Origin of the sequence: Streptomyces sp. NPDC058289 (assembly GCF_042880975.1) — a bacterium.
GTDB lineage: Bacteria > Actinomycetota > Actinomycetes > Streptomycetales > Streptomycetaceae > Streptomyces > Streptomyces stoeckheimensis.
The window spans coordinates 90,882-105,778 of record NZ_JBHVYI010000021.1; the positions used below are offsets into that span (position 1 = coordinate 90,882).

Annotated in this window: 10 protein-coding genes and 1 pseudogene; 5 read left to right on the forward strand and 6 right to left on the reverse strand. The window is 70.9% G+C overall.

Annotated features, from left to right (window positions below):
• Positions 1-12: 12 nt before the first annotated feature.
• The 3 genes from ACFVX6_RS13705 to ACFVX6_RS13715 all read left to right on the forward strand — a co-directional run bounded on the left by ACFVX6_RS13705 (position 13) and on the right by ACFVX6_RS13715 (position 6,460).
• On the forward strand, positions 13-1,461 hold the full coding sequence (locus ACFVX6_RS13705) for a TIR-like protein FxsC (protein WP_389691000.1): 1,449 nt from the start codon (positions 13-15) through the stop codon (positions 1,459-1,461).
• Positions 1,445-5,461, forward strand: coding sequence for an FxSxx-COOH system tetratricopeptide repeat protein (gene fxsT, locus ACFVX6_RS13710; RefSeq protein WP_389690974.1), 4,017 nt, complete (start codon positions 1,445-1,447; stop codon positions 5,459-5,461). Before ACFVX6_RS13705 ends, fxsT begins: the two co-directional genes overlap by 17 nt.
• A gap of 102 nt (positions 5,462-5,563) precedes the next feature.
• Complete coding sequence (locus tag ACFVX6_RS13715) at positions 5,564-6,460, forward strand: DUF4231 domain-containing protein (protein ID WP_389690976.1); 897 nt, start codon at positions 5,564-5,566, stop codon at positions 6,458-6,460.
• Between the two features lie 20 nt (positions 6,461-6,480).
• On the opposite strand, the gene ACFVX6_RS13720 is transcribed toward ACFVX6_RS13715, so the two are convergent.
• The 5 genes and pseudogenes from ACFVX6_RS13720 to ACFVX6_RS13740 all read right to left on the reverse strand — a co-directional run bounded on the left by ACFVX6_RS13720 (position 6,481) and on the right by ACFVX6_RS13740 (position 11,532).
• Positions 6,481-6,960, reverse strand: coding sequence for a hypothetical protein (locus tag ACFVX6_RS13720; RefSeq protein WP_389690978.1), 480 nt, complete (start codon positions 6,958-6,960; stop codon positions 6,481-6,483).
• A gap of 117 nt (positions 6,961-7,077) precedes the next feature.
• On the reverse strand, positions 7,078-7,902 hold the full coding sequence (locus ACFVX6_RS13725) for a S1 family peptidase (protein WP_389691002.1): 825 nt from the start codon (positions 7,900-7,902) through the stop codon (positions 7,078-7,080).
• Positions 7,903-8,100: 198 nt separating this feature from the next.
• Positions 8,101-8,942 (reverse strand): annotated as a pseudogene (locus ACFVX6_RS13730) (DUF1684 domain-containing protein).
• Positions 8,943-9,113: 171 nt separating this feature from the next.
• On the reverse strand, positions 9,114-9,998 hold the full coding sequence (locus ACFVX6_RS13735; protein WP_389690980.1) for a S1 family peptidase: 885 nt from the start codon (positions 9,996-9,998) through the stop codon (positions 9,114-9,116).
• Positions 9,999-10,383: 385 nt separating this feature from the next.
• On the reverse strand, positions 10,384-11,532 hold the full coding sequence (locus ACFVX6_RS13740) for a DUF5685 family protein (protein WP_389690982.1): 1,149 nt from the start codon (positions 11,530-11,532) through the stop codon (positions 10,384-10,386).
• Positions 11,533-11,815: 283 nt separating this feature from the next.
• Here ACFVX6_RS13740 and ACFVX6_RS13745 point away from each other — a divergent pair, with 283 nt between their 5' ends.
• The gene (locus tag ACFVX6_RS13745) at positions 11,816-12,268 is read left to right on the forward strand and encodes a cell division protein SepF (protein WP_214947996.1); all 453 of its coding nucleotides are present in this window, start codon (positions 11,816-11,818) and stop codon (positions 12,266-12,268) included.
• A gap of 67 nt (positions 12,269-12,335) precedes the next feature.
• Here ACFVX6_RS13745 and ACFVX6_RS13750 read toward each other — a convergent pair whose 3' ends face one another.
• The gene (locus ACFVX6_RS13750; RefSeq protein ID WP_250740262.1) at positions 12,336-13,505 is read right to left on the reverse strand and encodes an acyl-CoA dehydrogenase family protein; all 1,170 of its coding nucleotides are present in this window, start codon (positions 13,503-13,505) and stop codon (positions 12,336-12,338) included.
• A 129-nt stretch (positions 13,506-13,634) separates the two neighbouring features.
• Between ACFVX6_RS13750 and ACFVX6_RS13755 the strand changes: the two genes are divergently transcribed.
• Positions 13,635-14,627, forward strand: a complete 993-nt coding sequence (locus ACFVX6_RS13755; protein WP_389690984.1) for a helix-turn-helix transcriptional regulator — start codon at positions 13,635-13,637, stop codon at positions 14,625-14,627.
• Positions 14,628-14,897: the final 270 nt, after the last annotated feature.

Here is a 14,897-nt window from a genome sequence, read left to right on the forward strand (position 1 = left end):
AGCTCCGGAATGATGTTTCTTCGCTCGCATCTTCGGGACGGGGGTCGTGTGCCCGCATCAGTGCAGCCGTACTTTTTTCTCAGTTATGCGCATACACCGAGGTTCGGGGCGGGAGGACCGGACCCGGACATGTGGGTGGAGCGGCTTTTCCGCGATCTCTGCAGTCATGTCATGGCACTGACGAATCTGCCCGCGGGAGCCGAGGCCGGCTTCATGGACCGGGAGATACGCAGCGGTGAGGGCTGGTCGGAACGGCTCGGGGCGGCGCTCGCCACCTGCCGGGTCTTCGTCCCCCTGTTCTCGCCGCGCTACTTCGCCAGCGAAATGTGCGGGAAGGAATGGTTCGCCTTCGCGCAGCGCACGATCCACCACGTCGCGCTCAGCAATCAACCGGCCGAGGCCATCGTGCCCGCGTTATGGGTTCCGGTACCGCCCTCCCAACTACCGCTTCCCGCCGAGCGGTTGCAGTTCAACCACAACACCTTCGGCGAGCGGTACGTCACCGACGGGCTCTACGGACTGATCAAACTGCGGGGCTACGCCGAGCAGTACGAGAGCGCCGTGTACGAACTCGCCAAGCGGATCGTCCGGGTCGCCGAGACCGTCCGGCTCGACCCGATCCGGCCGCTCGACTACCGCCTCGTGCCCAGCGCCTTCGGCTCTCCGAACGGCACCCCCAGCAGCACCGCACGCACCCTGCACGTCACCGTGGCCGCCGCCTCCCGGCACGATCTGCCCGAGGGCCGCAGCCCCGAGTACTACGGGGACAGCGCGCTGGACTGGAACCCGTACCACCCGGTCTCGCAGCGGCCCATCGCCTACGTCGCCGAGGACCTGGTCCGCAACCTCAACTACCAGACGACGATGGGATCGTTCGACGACGAAGCCGGGCACTTCGACTCCAAACAGCCGCCGACCCGGCCCGAGATCCTCATCGTGGACCGGTGGGCGGTGGAGGACGAACAGCGCCGCCAGCGCCTCGCCGCCTTCGACCAGGAGTCCCGGCCGTGGATCAACGTGGTCGTGCCGTGGAACCGGTACGACCACCAGAGCCGCGCGAAGGAGAGCGAGTTGGCCCACCGGCTCGAGGACACCATGCCCGTCAAGATGAGCCAGGGCCGGGCCGCCTGCCGGGCCGCCGCCAACGGCGTGGCCAACATGGAGACGCTCGGGCAGATCCTGCCGCAGGTGGTGGAGGCCGCCGCCCAGCAGTTCCTGAGACACGCCCAGGTCTATCCACCGGCCGGCAGCCCCGCGGCCGGCACCGAACGGCCCCGGCTGCTCGGTCCGATGGGGATGAACGGGCCTCCGGCACCACCGCCCGCCCCCTTCCCGCCCACGGCGGGCGACACGGGAGACGGGTACGGCGGGTCCACCGGGTCCACCGGGTCCACCGGGTCCACCAGGCTCACCGACAACAACGACAACGACCGGGGGGACACGGATGACAGCGAGTCGTGACAGCCAGAGTCGTGACAGCCAGCACAGCGGCAGCGACGAGCACCGCGAGGGACGCATCGTCACCTTCTACTCGTACAAGGGCGGCACCGGGCGCACGATGGCGCTGGCCAACACCGCCTGGATCCTCGCCGCCAACGGCAAGCGGGTCCTCGCCGTGGACTGGGACCTGGAGGCTCCCGGCCTGCACCGCTTCTTCCACCCGTTCCTGGACCCCTCCACCCTCGGCGCCACCACCGGTGTCATCGACCTGATCAGCGAGTACGCGTGGGCGGCCACCAGTCCGGTGCAGCGCGCCGACGACTGGCACAAGGACTACGCGCGGATCCAGCCGCACGCCGTCTCGCTCACCCCCGAGACCCTCGGCTGGGAGTTCCCCGACGGCGGGACCCTCGACTTCGTCTCGGCGGGCCGGCAGAACCGCGAGTACTCGGCGACCGTCTCCACCTTCGATTGGGACAACTTCTACGACCGGCTCGGCGGCGGGCTCTTCTTCGACGCCTTACGGGCGGACATGAAGCGGAACTACGACTACGTCCTCATCGACAGCCGCACCGGCCTCTCCGACATAGCCGACATCTGCACGGTCCACCTGCCCGACGTCCTGGTCGACTGCTTCACCCTGTCCGACCAGTCCATCGACGGCGCGGCCTCCGTGGCCCGGCAGATCGACGAGCGGTTCAACGACCGCGGCATCAAGATCTACCCGGTCCCGATGCGCATCGACGAGGGCGAGAAGGAGAAGGCCGACGCCGGCCGCGCCCTGGCCCGGATCAAGTTCGACCGCTTCCCCAACGGCCTGATCGGGGACGACCTCACCTCCTACTGGGGAGCGGTGGAGATCCCGTACCGCCCCTACTACGCCTACGAGGAGACCCTGGCCACCTTCGGGGACGAGGCCGGGCTCACCAACTCACTGCTCTCCGCCTTCGAACGGCTCACCACCGTCGTCACCGAGGGCGACGTCACCTCGATGCCGGCCATCGGCGAGGAGGTGCGCCTGCGCATCCGGGACGCCTTCACCCGGCGCCGCCCCGCCCTGCCCGCGGACCTCTTCCTCTCCTACGTCGCCGAGAACCGCATGTGGGCCGACTGGATCGAATCGGTGCTCACCCGGGCCGGCTTCCGGGTCGTCCCCCGGGACGTCTCCGCCGAACGGACCCCGGACACCGCCGGCGGGGACACCCTGGGCGGTAGCGGAGTCAGCGTCGACACCGCCGCGCGGACCGTGGTGCTGCTCTCCAGCGCCTACCTCAAGTCCGCCCGCGCGGTGGACGTGTGGGAGCGGGCCGCCGCCGAGGACCCGACAGGGGGCCGGCGCCAGCTGGTGCCGCTGCGGGTGGGCGACGTACGCCTGTCCACCCCGTACATCGACCGCAATCCGGTGGACCTGTTCCGCCTCGACGAGGTGCACGCCACGACCGCGCTGCTGCGCGCGGTGGAACGGCCCATGGCGCTGCCCGACACCGTCGCCAGTGCCTCCGCGCCCGGCCCCCGCTTCCCGGGGACGGTCCCGAAGATCTGGAACGCGCCGCCCCGCAACCCCGGTTTCACCGGCCGCTCCATCGTCCTGGAGCGGATGCGCGACCAGCTCGGCGGCGGCATATCCGTGGTGCTGCCGCAGCCGCAGACCCTGTTCGGGCTCGGCGGCGTGGGCAAGACCCAGGTGGCGCTGGAGTACGTCCACCGGTTCATGGCCGACTACGACCTGGTCTGGTGGATCTCCGCCGAGCAGACCGACGACGTGGTCGCCGCCCTCGCGGAACTGGCCGTACGCCTCGGCGCGCAGACCGGCGAGGACATGTCGGCCGCCTCCCAGGAGGCGATCGACCTGCTGCGGCGCGGGGTTCCCTCCTCGCGCTGGCTGCTGGTGTTCGACAACGCCGACGATCCCGAGACGCTCAAGCGGTACTTCCCGCCGGGCGGCCCGGGGCACGTGCTGGTCACCTCCCGCAACCAGTCCTGGTCCCAGTACGGCGACGCCCTCCCGGTGGACGTGTTCCTGCGCGAGGAGTCCATCGAACACCTCCAACGCCGGGCCCCCGGGCTGAGCAAGGAGGACGCCGAGCAGGTGGCCGTCGCCGTCGGCGACCTGCCGCTGGCCGTCGAACAGGCGGGCGCCTGGATCGCGGAGACCGCGACCCCCGTGTCCGCGTACATCGAGCAGCTGGCCCAGCAGGCCGCCCGCGTGCTGGCGCTGAACCAGCCGCCCGGCTACCCGGAGCCGGTGGCCGCCACCTGGAACGTCTCCATAGAACGGCTCCAGTCCCGCTCCCCCGCAGCCGTGCGGCTGCTCCAGCTGTGCGCCTTCTTCGCGCCCGAGCCCATCTCGGCGAACCTGCTGTACAGCAAGGAGATGATCGACGCCCTCAAGCCGTACGACTCCTCCCTCCAGGAGAAGCTCGTCCTGGGCCGCGTCATCCGGGAGATCGGCCGGTTCGCGCTCGCCAAGGTCGACCAGGTCAGCAACAGCATCCAGGTGCACCGCCTGGTGCAGGCCGTGATCCGGGCGCAGCTCTCCGAGGAGGAGCAGCGCGAGGCCCGCCACGCGGTGCACCGGATCCTGGCGGGTGCCCGGCCGGACGACGACGAGCCGATAGACAACCCGGAGACCTGGCCGCGGTTCAACACCATCTGGCCGCACCTGACCCCGTCGGAGGCCCGGTTCTGCAAGGAGCCGGAGACCCGCCGGCTGCTGATCGACCGCGTCCGCTACCTCTGGAAGCGCGGCGACTTCAAGGCCGCGTACGCCCTGGGCGAGGAGTTGCGCGAGACCTGGCGCGAGACCCTGGGGGGCGACGACCTCCAGTACCTGTACCTGCGCTTCCACCTCTCCAACATCCTGCGCTCGCAGGGCCGGTTCGTGGAGGCGATGGAGCTGGACGAGGGCACGCTGGAGCGCCAGCAGGCGGCGCTGGGCGTCTCGCACCCGCACACGTACATGACCACCAGCGGGCTGGCGATGGACCTGGGCGCCCTCGGCCGCTACGGCGAGGCGATGGAACTGGCCAACGCCGCGCACGAGGGCTTCGGGCAGATCTTCCACGAGGCCCACCCGCGGACGCTGGCGGCGGCGAACAACCTGGCGCTGAACCTGCGCATGATCGGGCAGTACGCACGGGCCAGGGAGATCGACCAGGAGGTCTTCGACCGGCGCACGGAGGTACTGGGCACGGATCACCCGTACACCCTGTCCTCGGCGCAGAACCTGGCGCGCGACCTGCGCGAGGTGGGTCGGTACGACGACTCGGTGCAGCTGCTGAGCCGGACGTACGAGATCTACAAGCGGACCCTGGGCCGGGCCTTCCCCGGCACCCTGTCGGCGGCCAAGAACCTCGCGGTCTCGCTGCGCAGGGCGGGGGACGTGGAGGACGCGCTGCGGCTGACCACGGCGACCCGCAACCGGTACCGGGCCAAGTACACCTCGGTCAACCCGGACCTCCTGGCCTGCGAACTGAACCTGGCCGCGGACCTGTTCGCTACCGGGGACCCGGGCGGGGCACGGGACCTGGCCCAGGAGGTGGTGGACGAGTACGTCAAGGTGCCGGGCGAGCGGCACCCGTACACCCTGGCCGCGGTCAACAACCTCGCGGTGTTCCACTGGGGCACGGGGGCGGCGGACACCGCCGACACGATGCTGCGCCAGACCATCCACCACATGCGCGAGGTGCTGGGCGACAACCACCCGCACACCATCTTCGCCAACCTCAACCTGGCCAACGCCCGGGCCGACCTGGGCGATCCCGAGGGCGCCCTGGAGTTGGAGCGGATCTCGGTGATGCGGCTGCGCGAGGCGCTGGGCGTGCACCACCCGGAAACCCTGGCGAGCTCCTCCAACATGGCGGTCAGCCTGGACATGATGGGCCGCAAGGAGGAGGCGAACCGGGTGCGGGCCGAGTCGGTGGCCGAGCTGACCCGGCTGCTCGGCGAGGACCACGGGCTGACGCGGTACGCGCGCGACGAGCGCCGGGTCCACCGGGACCTGGAGCCCCTGGCGGTGTGATCCGCGGGGGCGGCTCCCGCCGGGCGCCGCCCCCGCACCTCCCCTCCCGATGGACACAGAACGCAGAACCAGCAGACTGGGGGGTTCGCTGTGAGTGACAGCATGACCTTTCGCAACGAGGACCTGCCGGCCCTCTTCCACCACACCGACCAGGCGGCGATCTCCCGGCAGCGGGAGTCCACGCAGGCCACCCGCGCCCAGCTGATGCTGCTCGTCGTGGCCGCCGCGATCGCCGCACTGCCCGAGGGGCCGAAGGTCGGCTCCGCGTACCTGTCCGGGCTCCTGAGCGTGCTCGCCTACGCCGGGGTGCTGGGCGTGGGCATACGGGCCACCCGGCGCCGGGCCCGCCCGCAGTGGCAACTCAACCGCAGCGCAGCGGAGTTCATCAAATCGCTGGCCTGGCGGTACGCCGTCCACGGCGCGCCCTTCGGCAGCGATGTCCCGGGCGTCGAGGAGACGTACCGGACCCGGCTGGAGGCGGGACTGAACGAGCTGCGGAAGATGGGCTGGGAGGATCCGCGGACCGCCGGGCTGGTGCCGGAGGGCGGGGAGATCACCGGTGCGATGTTCCGGTTGCGGGGGCTGGACTACCAGGTCCGCAGGGAGACGTATGTCCGCGACCGGCTGATCGAGCAGCGCAACTGGTACCAGCGCAAGACGGAGGTGTCCCGGCGGGCGACGGCCCTGTGGTCGTGGTCGATCGTGCTGCTGACCTTGCTGGCGCTGCTGTTCGCCCTCTTCGGGGCGTTCGGTTCGGGTCCGGGGCCGGCGCTGACCGGGCTGCTGAGCGCGGCGGCGACGGCCGGGATCGCCTGGAACGAGGTGCGGCGCCACCACCCGCTGATCGAGGCGCACACCCTGATCGAACAGGACCTCTCCGCGATGATGGTCGTGATGCAGACGACGATCACCGAGACGCAGTGGCCGACCTCGGTCTACGAGACCGAGCGGTACGTGTCCCCGCAGCACACGGACTGGCTGGCCCGGCACAGCAGTTGATCCGTCGGGCGGGCGTGGCCTCAGTCCCGGGTCACGCCCTCCCGCCAGATCACGGTGACGGGTTTCCCGAGGGTGCGGGCGTAGGCGACGATCTCGGCGGTGCCGCCGTGCCCCCGGGCGGGCAGGCCGTCCCAGACGGCGACGAGGCGGTCGCAGGAGTCGGCGATGTAGGTGCCGGCCGCGTAGTAGGCCTCGTCGGTGGAGCGGGCGAAGTCCATCCGGACCTCTTGGGCGGCCCGGCGCTTGAGCCCCAGGTACCGGTCCAGCGCGCCGGTGTCCTCGAAGCCCTCCTCGTAGTCCCCGCTGGGGATGACCACGGTGAGGTCGGCGCCGCATTCCAACGCGATGGCGGCGAACAGCTGGTCCGCTCCTTCGGCGAGGCTGGAGAGGGCCTCCAACGGCCCCTCGTGGCCCCCGAGTACGGCCCGCAGGCCCTCCTCCACATGGCCGAGCAGCTCGTCCGGGATCGACCGGTGCCCGGTCACGCCGATTCGCTTCATGCAGAAACCCGCTCCCCCCGTGGACACGAACGCCCTGGACATCCTCCCAGAAGGCGGGAGGACGTCCAGGGGTGCGGCGGGGGCGCACGGGTCCGTGGCGCGGCCCCGGAGCGGGGTCTAGTACACGCTCACGCCGTACGCGTTGAGCGCCTCGACGACGGGCTGGAAGAACGTGGTGCCGCCCGAGGAGCAGTTGCCGCTGCCGCCGGAGGTGAGGCCCACCGCGCGGGTGCCGGAGTAGAGCGGGCCGCCGCTGTCGCCGGGCTCGGCGCAGACGTTGGTCCGGATCATCCCGTAGACGATGTCGCCGCCGCCGTAGTTCACGGTGGCGTTGAGTCCGGTCACCGAGCCGCTGTGGATACCGGTGGTGGAGCCGCGCCGGGTGACGGACATGCCGGTGGTGGCGTTGACGGCGCTGGTGATGTCCTGGTTGCCGACGGTCCCGGGGTGGGCGACCGAGGCGTTGTCGTAGCGGACGAGCCCGTAGTCGTTGTTCGGGAAGCTGGAGCCGACGGTGGGACCGATGACGGTGGTGTGGGCGGAGTTGGTCCACCAGGTGCCCGCGCCGTCGGTGCAGTGTCCGGCGGTCAGGATGTAGTACGTGCTTCCGCTGCGCACGTTGAAGCCGGCCGAACAGCGCCAGCCGGAGGCGTAGATGGCGTCACCGCCGGAGATCAGCTTCCTCAGTTTGCCGGGGGTGCGCTCGATACGCAGGGCGGCCGCGTTCGTTCCGGCCTCGCTGCGGATCCTGGCGAGGTCGGCCGCCGAGACGGTGGAGTCGGCGGTGACCACGAGGGTGCCGGTGGCGGGGTCGGTGTGCCAGGCGGTGCCGGCGACGTCGGCGCGCAGGACCGAGGCGCCGGCGGAGGCGAGCCGGTCGGCGCTGAACCCGCCGTCGGCGTGCGCGGCCGTGGGCGCCGCGAGGGCGGCCACGGCGGCCATACCGGTGGCCACGGCGAAGAGCCGGGAACGGATGATGCTCTTGATCGTCACTTGTCGTCCTCCCGAGTGGGGATCGGAGGCCCGGCGGGGTGGGTGGTGCCGGAGCCCGTGGAGGGCGGCCGGGGACACGGCGGAACAGGATGTCGTTCGACGTGCCCCTGACAAGCCCCGAGAGACGCTGACGGGAGTCTCCTGGTGTCAGATACCGCTAGCAAGGGCGCCTTTCAGCCGCCGCTCTCCCGCCGCGATCTCGAAGGGCAGGGTGTTGCCCGGCGGGGGGAAGGGACACACGAAGTGGTCCGCGAAGGCACACGGCGGGAGCTGGACCCGGTTGAGGTCCACGGTGACGGAGCCGTCGGCGGCCGGGATTCCGGGCTTGAGGAAGCGGAAGCGGTAGCTGGAACGGCCGCCGGTGGCATCGCCGATGACCGCCAGAGGCTGCCGTCCTCCTCGTCCACCGCGACCCGCAGCGTGTGCCGGGCGCCCGCGAAGGCGAAGCTCAGCTCGCCGCCCAGATCGAGCCCGCGCGCCCGTCCGTCGACGTTCTCGACCTGGACCGTCCGGTCCTCCCCGTACGGGGCGAAGTGCCCGGGCACCGCGTACGCCGGGTCGTACGGGGTGGCCTCGATCCCGGTGAAGGCCGCGCGGCCCGGTGCGGCCGGGTCGAACACGCGGACCGCCCATTCCCCTTCGCGTCGGATCACCACGAGCCGTACCTCCCCGGCCGCGAGCCGGGAGTGCGAGGGCGGCGCCTCGTCGGCGGCCAGGACGGCGACGCCGGCGAGGGGTTCGCCGTCCAGGGTGATCCCTTCCTCCGGCCCGGCGGTCAGGGTCACGCCTCCGCCGGCGGCCCGCCAGCGCCCCGGAACGGCCGGAATTCGACCTTCCGGGTAGTCGGCGAGCCCGGGGGTCCCCCCGGACGGAGTCTGGGGGAGGGTGCCGGTCAGTGCGAGCGGCCCGTAGGGGGCGGACACCGTGGTCACCCGATGCTCGTGCCACTGCTTCCAGGCGGTGGTCGGATCTTCTGCGTCAGCGCTCATGCAGCTCAACCCTTCCACACCGGACCGGCCCGAAACCGGAAGGCTCACGAAGCGCCACGAACGCACGCATACCAGAACGCACTGGACCCCCACCCGGCAGGCGGGAGGGGGTCCAGCGATGAAGCTGTGAAGCTGTGAAGCTGTGAAGCTGTGAAGCAGGGTGCGTACGGCTTAGTACACGCTCACGCCATAACGGGCGAGGACTTCCCGGACGGGCTGGAAGTAGGTGGTCCCACCCGCGGTGCAGTTGCCGTTGCCACCGGAGGTGAGGCCGACCGCGCGGGTGCCCGAGTAGAGCGGGCCGCCGCTGTCGCCGGGCTCGGCGCAGACGTTGGTCCGGATCAGACCGTAGACGAGCTCACCGTTGCCGTAGTTCACGGTGTAGTTCAGGCCGGTCACCTTGCCGCTGTGGGTACCGGTCGTGTTGCCGCGACGCTTGACGGCCAGGCCGACGGTGGCGTTGATGGCGCTGCTGATGTCCTGGGTGCCAACGGTGCCCGAGTGCGACAGGCTCTTGTTGTCGTAACGGACCAGACCGTAGTCGTTGCCCGGGAAGCTGCCACTGACGCTCGGGCCGATCTTGGTGGTCCGAGCCGCGTTGGTGTACCAGCTGCCGGCACCCTTGACGCAGTGACCCGCGGTCAGCAGGTAGTACGTGCTGCCCTTGTGCACGTTGAAGCCGAGGGAGCAGCGCCAGGACGTGGTCCAGATGCCGTCGCCGCCACGGGTCAGCTTCGACAGCTTGCCGTGGGTCCGCTCGATGCGCACCGCCGAGGCGTTCGCCCCGGCCTCCTTCTTGATCTTCTCTATGTTCGCGTCCGAGACGGTGGAGTCCGCCGTGACCACGATGGCCCCCGTCTTGGGGTCCTGACCCCACGCGGTGCCGGCGACGTCGGCCCGCAGGAGCGAGGCCTCCACCGCGGCGAAGCGCTGGGCGTTGACGCTGCTGCCGCTCGGGGCCTCTGCCGCCGTCGCGGGACCCGCGAGGGTGGCCACGGCGGTCAGACCGACGGCCGCGGCGAAGAGCCGGGAACGGAAGATGCGCTTGATCGTCACTTATTGTCCTCCCGAAGGAAATCGAAGCCCGGGGCAGGTGCGGTGCCCGAGCTTGTGTAGTCATCAGGAACCGCGGCCGGCAGATCGCCGTTCGCCGTGCCCCTGACAAACCCCGTAAATGCTATCGAAGGTTTTCCGGCGACAGGCACGCGGGGCAAGGGCTACTTCAAGCCACTGTTCGCTCCGCGTTGCCCACCTCGACCGAAGTGCTCCCTTGTCGCAGCCCAGGGCGTGCTGCCACCCGCCGTGCAGCGGCTCCCGGAACGGCTGGAAATCGCCCTACGGTATCGGTGGCGTGAAGGGCCGGGCCAAGCCCGCACCAACCCGAAACCAAGCCGGAACCAATCCGAAGCCGAGCCGGGGTCGAAGCGGAGCCCGAACGTCCTCAGCAGCCGTCACAGGGACAGCAGCAGCAGTCCCCGCATCCGCAGTCACAGCCGTTGCAGTTCGGACCGCAGTCACAGTTGTCGCACCACGCGTCCCTCTTCTTCCGGGACCACGGACCCTCGTGGTCCGTGCAGCACAGCTGGCAGGTGCAGAACAGCCCCAGGGCCACCGCGCAGCCCGGCAACAGGTCGCGGCGCGGCTTGCGCGGGGGCGCCGGCGGCGGGCCGAAGTCCACCGGAGGCGGCCCGAAGGAGCCCTCGGGCGCCGGGCCCGTCGCCGTGTGGGAGCAGCCGGCCGTCCCGAAGGCCCGGTCCACCGAGGTGCGCAGCTCGTGCACGAGCAGCCGGTGGGCGAGGCCCGCGTCGGCGAACTCCACCTCCCGCAGCGCCAGCCGGATCCCCCGCAGCGCGTCGTCGCACAGCCTGCGCGCCTCGGCGCGGGGGGTCCCGGTGGCGGTCAGCGGGTTCCAGGCACCCGCCGCAGCGTCCGCGGTCTGGTCCTCGACGGCGTCCAGCAGGTGCGCGAGCCGCCCGAAGTAGCGTCCCGCCTCGGCGAGCGCGGGGGCGTTGCCTGGCCGTCCGGCGAGGGTCGCGGTATGGGCGAACGCGGCGGCCGTCGCGGTCTCGGTCGGCTCGGTCACCACGAGCACCGGCGTGCCGGCTCCGGCCAGGGTCTCGATGCCCGCCTGCCGGTCCACTGCGTCGACGAGCACGGCCGTGTCGAAGCCGAGCGAGGCCCCGGTACGGGCACCCGCCCGGTCCCAGCCCCGGGCCACCCGGCGCGCCGCGAGGGCGATCGGGGCGCGGGCCAACAGGCCGTCGCGGTCGGCCACGTGGTCGCGCACCTTCGCGGAGGCCAGGACCAGCGAGACGGCGGCGGCGAGCCGTGCGCCCTCGCCGTTGGCCACGGCCGCGGTGCGCATCCCGCGCAGTGGACAGGGACCGGCGGTGCGCCGGGAGCCCGGAGCGGGACCGGACTGAGCCTCCGTCAGAACGGAGACGAGCAGCCCGTCGTAGTTGGTCACGATCCTCGCGAACTGGCCGTGGTCACCCCGAAGTGCCAGGCACAGTCCGCAGAGATGGGCCATCCACTCCGTCTTGAACCGCTCCCCGAGCCGGTGCGTGCATGGTCTGACGATCCCGAACAAAACGATTCCCCCGTGTGTCATACGCGCGCTGACGGGCATGGTAGCGAGACCGGCCGTCACCCGTACGCCCCCGCCTGCCACCCGTACGGCGGCACCGGTCGTATTTTCACTCAGTCAGCAGCGGTAGCCGCCGGGATCCTTGACGGTGCAACGGATGTTCTGCACCAGTACCGTCACGAAACCCCTGCGCGGCGACTATCCACTTGGCGCGTTGTCAGCATCATGGACGACGATAGGGACGCGGAAGACAAGACAGAACTGACCGCGATGAAAGGAGGCGTCCATGGGTTCGGTGCGCAAGGCGAGTGCCTGGCTGGGTCTCGTAGAGGACAGCGACGACGAGCGTTACTACGACGACGACTACGCGGAGGCTCCGCAGGGGGGCTCGGTGGTCGGCCCCGGCGAGCAGTGGGTCACGGACCCGCGCGTCAAGGTGGCGTCGGAGTCCGCCGTCGAGCAGGGCCGCCGCATCGCGACGGTCACCCCGGACGGCTTCCGCGACGCCCGCGGCATCGGCGAGCTGTTCCGCGACGGTGTCCCGGTCATCGTGAACCTGTCCTCGATGGACCCGGGCGACGCGAAGCGCGTGGTCGACTTCGCGGCCGGTCTGACCTTCGGTCTGCGCGGTTCGATCGAGCGGGTGGCGACCAGGGTCTTCCTGCTGACCCCGGCCGACACCCAGATCGTGAGCGGCGAGTCCGGCGGCCGCTCGCGCGACTTCTTCAACCAGAGCTGAGCAAGGCCCTCACCGGCCGCCTCCGGTTCCTTCCGGCCCTCCCGGCGATCCTGTGGCCGTACCCGGCCTAGCGGAAGGCGTCGAGCCCGGTGAGCGCCTTGCCCAGCACGAGCTGGTGCATCTCGACGGTGCCCTCGTAGGTGAGGACCGATTCGAGGTTGGTGGCGTGCCGCATGACGGGGTATTCGAGGGAGATCCCGTTGGCACCGAGGATCGTCCGCGCGGTGCGACAGATCTCGATGGCCTCGCGGACGTTGTTGAGCTTGCCGAAACTGATCTGCTCCGGCCGCAGGGTCCCCGCGTCCATCCGCCGCCCCAGGTGGTGGGCGAGCAGGATCCCCTTGTGGAGCTCGAGCGCCATGTCCGCGAGCTTGGCCTGGGTGAGCTGGAAGCCGCCGATGGGCCTGCCGAACTGCTCTCGCGTCTTCGCGTAGTCCAGCGCCGACTCGAAGCTGGCGCGCGCCGCGCCCATGGATCCCCAGACGATCCCGTACCGCGCATGGCTGAGACAGCCGAGCGGCCCCTTGAGTCCGGTGACGCCCGGAAGCACCGCGTCGGCGGGCAGCCGTACGTCGTCCATGACGAGCTCGCTGGTCACCGAGGCGCGCAGGGACCACTTGTGCTTGATCTCCGGGGCGGAGAAGCCGGCGCTGTCCGTGGGGACGGCGAATCCGCGGATCCCCTCCTCGGTCTGTGCCCAGACGACGGCCACGGCGGCCACCGAGCCGTTGGTGATCCACATCTTGCGGCCGTTCAGCACCCAGTCCGAGCCGTCCCGCTTGGCGTGCGTGCGCATCGCGCCGGGGTCCGAACCGACGTCCGGCTCGGTCAGCCCGAAGCAGCCGATGAGTTCGCCCGCGGCCATGCCGGGCAGCCACCGCTGCTTCTGCTCCTCGGAGCCGTACTTCCAGATCGCGTACATCGCGAGCGAGCCCTGTACGGAGACCAGCGAGCGGATCCCCGAGTCCGCGGCCTCCAGTTCCAGGCAGGCGAGCCCGTACTGGACGGCGCTCGCGCCCGCGCAGCCGTATCCCTGGAGCGACATCCCGAGGGCGCCGAGGGCGCCGAGCTCCTTGGCGATCTCCCGGATCCCGGGCAGCTCGCCGTTCTCGTACCACTCGGCGATGTTCGGCAGGACCCGGTCGGCGGCCCAGCCGCGGACGGTGTCCCGGATCGCGAGGTCCTCGGGCGTGAGGAGTTCGTCGAGCCCGAGCGGGTCGGTGGGAACGAAGGACACTGCGCCTCCTGGCAGACCGGGATCACAAAAACCTAGCGCCGCAAGTTTGTCGGTCCGCCGCTCCGCGGTCCACCCGCTTCCGGTGTGACCCTGGTCAGGTGACCGCGGTCCTGCGGGCAGACTGCGGACATGCTTGATACTTCCGCGCGCCTGCTGCGCCTGTTGTCCCTGTTGCAGGCCCACCGGGAATGGACCGGGGCCGACCTGGCCGGCCGGCTCGGCGTGACGGCGCGGACCGTGCGCCGCGACGTGGACCGGCTGCGGGAGCTCGGCTACCCCGTGAACGCCAGTCCGGGCACCGGCGGCGGGTACCAGTTGGGGGCCGGGGCCGAGCTGCCGCCCCTGCTCCTCGACGACGACGAGGCCGTCGCGGTGGCCGTGGGTCTGCGGACCGCCGCCGGGAACGGCGTGGAGGGCATCGGCGAGGCATCCGTACGGGCGCTGGCGAAGCTGGAGCAGGTGCTGCCGTCACGGCTGCGTGCCCGGGTGTCCGCGCTGAACCGGTTCACCGTGCCCATGTTCCGCGGGGCGGGCGCCTCCACCATCGACTCCTCGGTGCTGACCGAGCTGGCCGGCGTCTGCCGCGACGCCGAGCGGCTGCGCTTCGACTACCGGGACCACGGGGGCACCGTCACCCGCAGGACCGTCGAGCCGCACCGGCTGGTGTGCAGCGAGCGCCGCTGGTACCTCGTCGCCTGGGATCTGGACCGGGAGGACTGGCGGACCTTCCGGGTGGACCGGATCGAGCCCAGGCCCCCGCACGGACCGCGCTTCACCCCGCGCCCGCCGCCCGCCGAGGACCTCGCCGCGTACGTCTCCCGAGGCATCTCCCAGCGGGTGTACGCGGCCCGCGCGGTCGTCCGGCTGCGGGTGCCCGAGCAGGAGGCGGCGCGGATCGTCGGGCCGGCCGACGGGACCCTGGAGCCGCTCGACGAGCAGAGCTGCATCCTGCGCACCGGGGCGGTCAACCTCGATGTCCTCGTGATTCACATCATGCTGATCGGGTGTGAGTTCGAGGTCGTCGAGCCGGCCGAGCTGACGGACCGGATCCGGGCCGCGCGAGATCGGCTCGGCAGGTCTCTGGAACCGCGTGAAGCGACCGGAGAAGTGAAGGATTTGTGAGGAAGCGGAGGGTGCCCGGAGTGCACTCCACCCACAATTCCGGGAAGTTCCGGAGGAATTCGAAACAGAATTCACCCCGGGCGTGTCGTTGGACGGGAAATAAAAGGTCCAGACGAACTCCGCCGTGGGGGACTGTCGACAATCCGTGACACAAGCGTGACCCGGTATGGAGGAACGTCCGGGCGCGCAGCTGACGTTCCGGCCCTTTCGCGGTCGGCCCGGCGGCGAAAGCCCACTGCCGGTCCCGGACGCGCCACGGCGGGCCCCGGT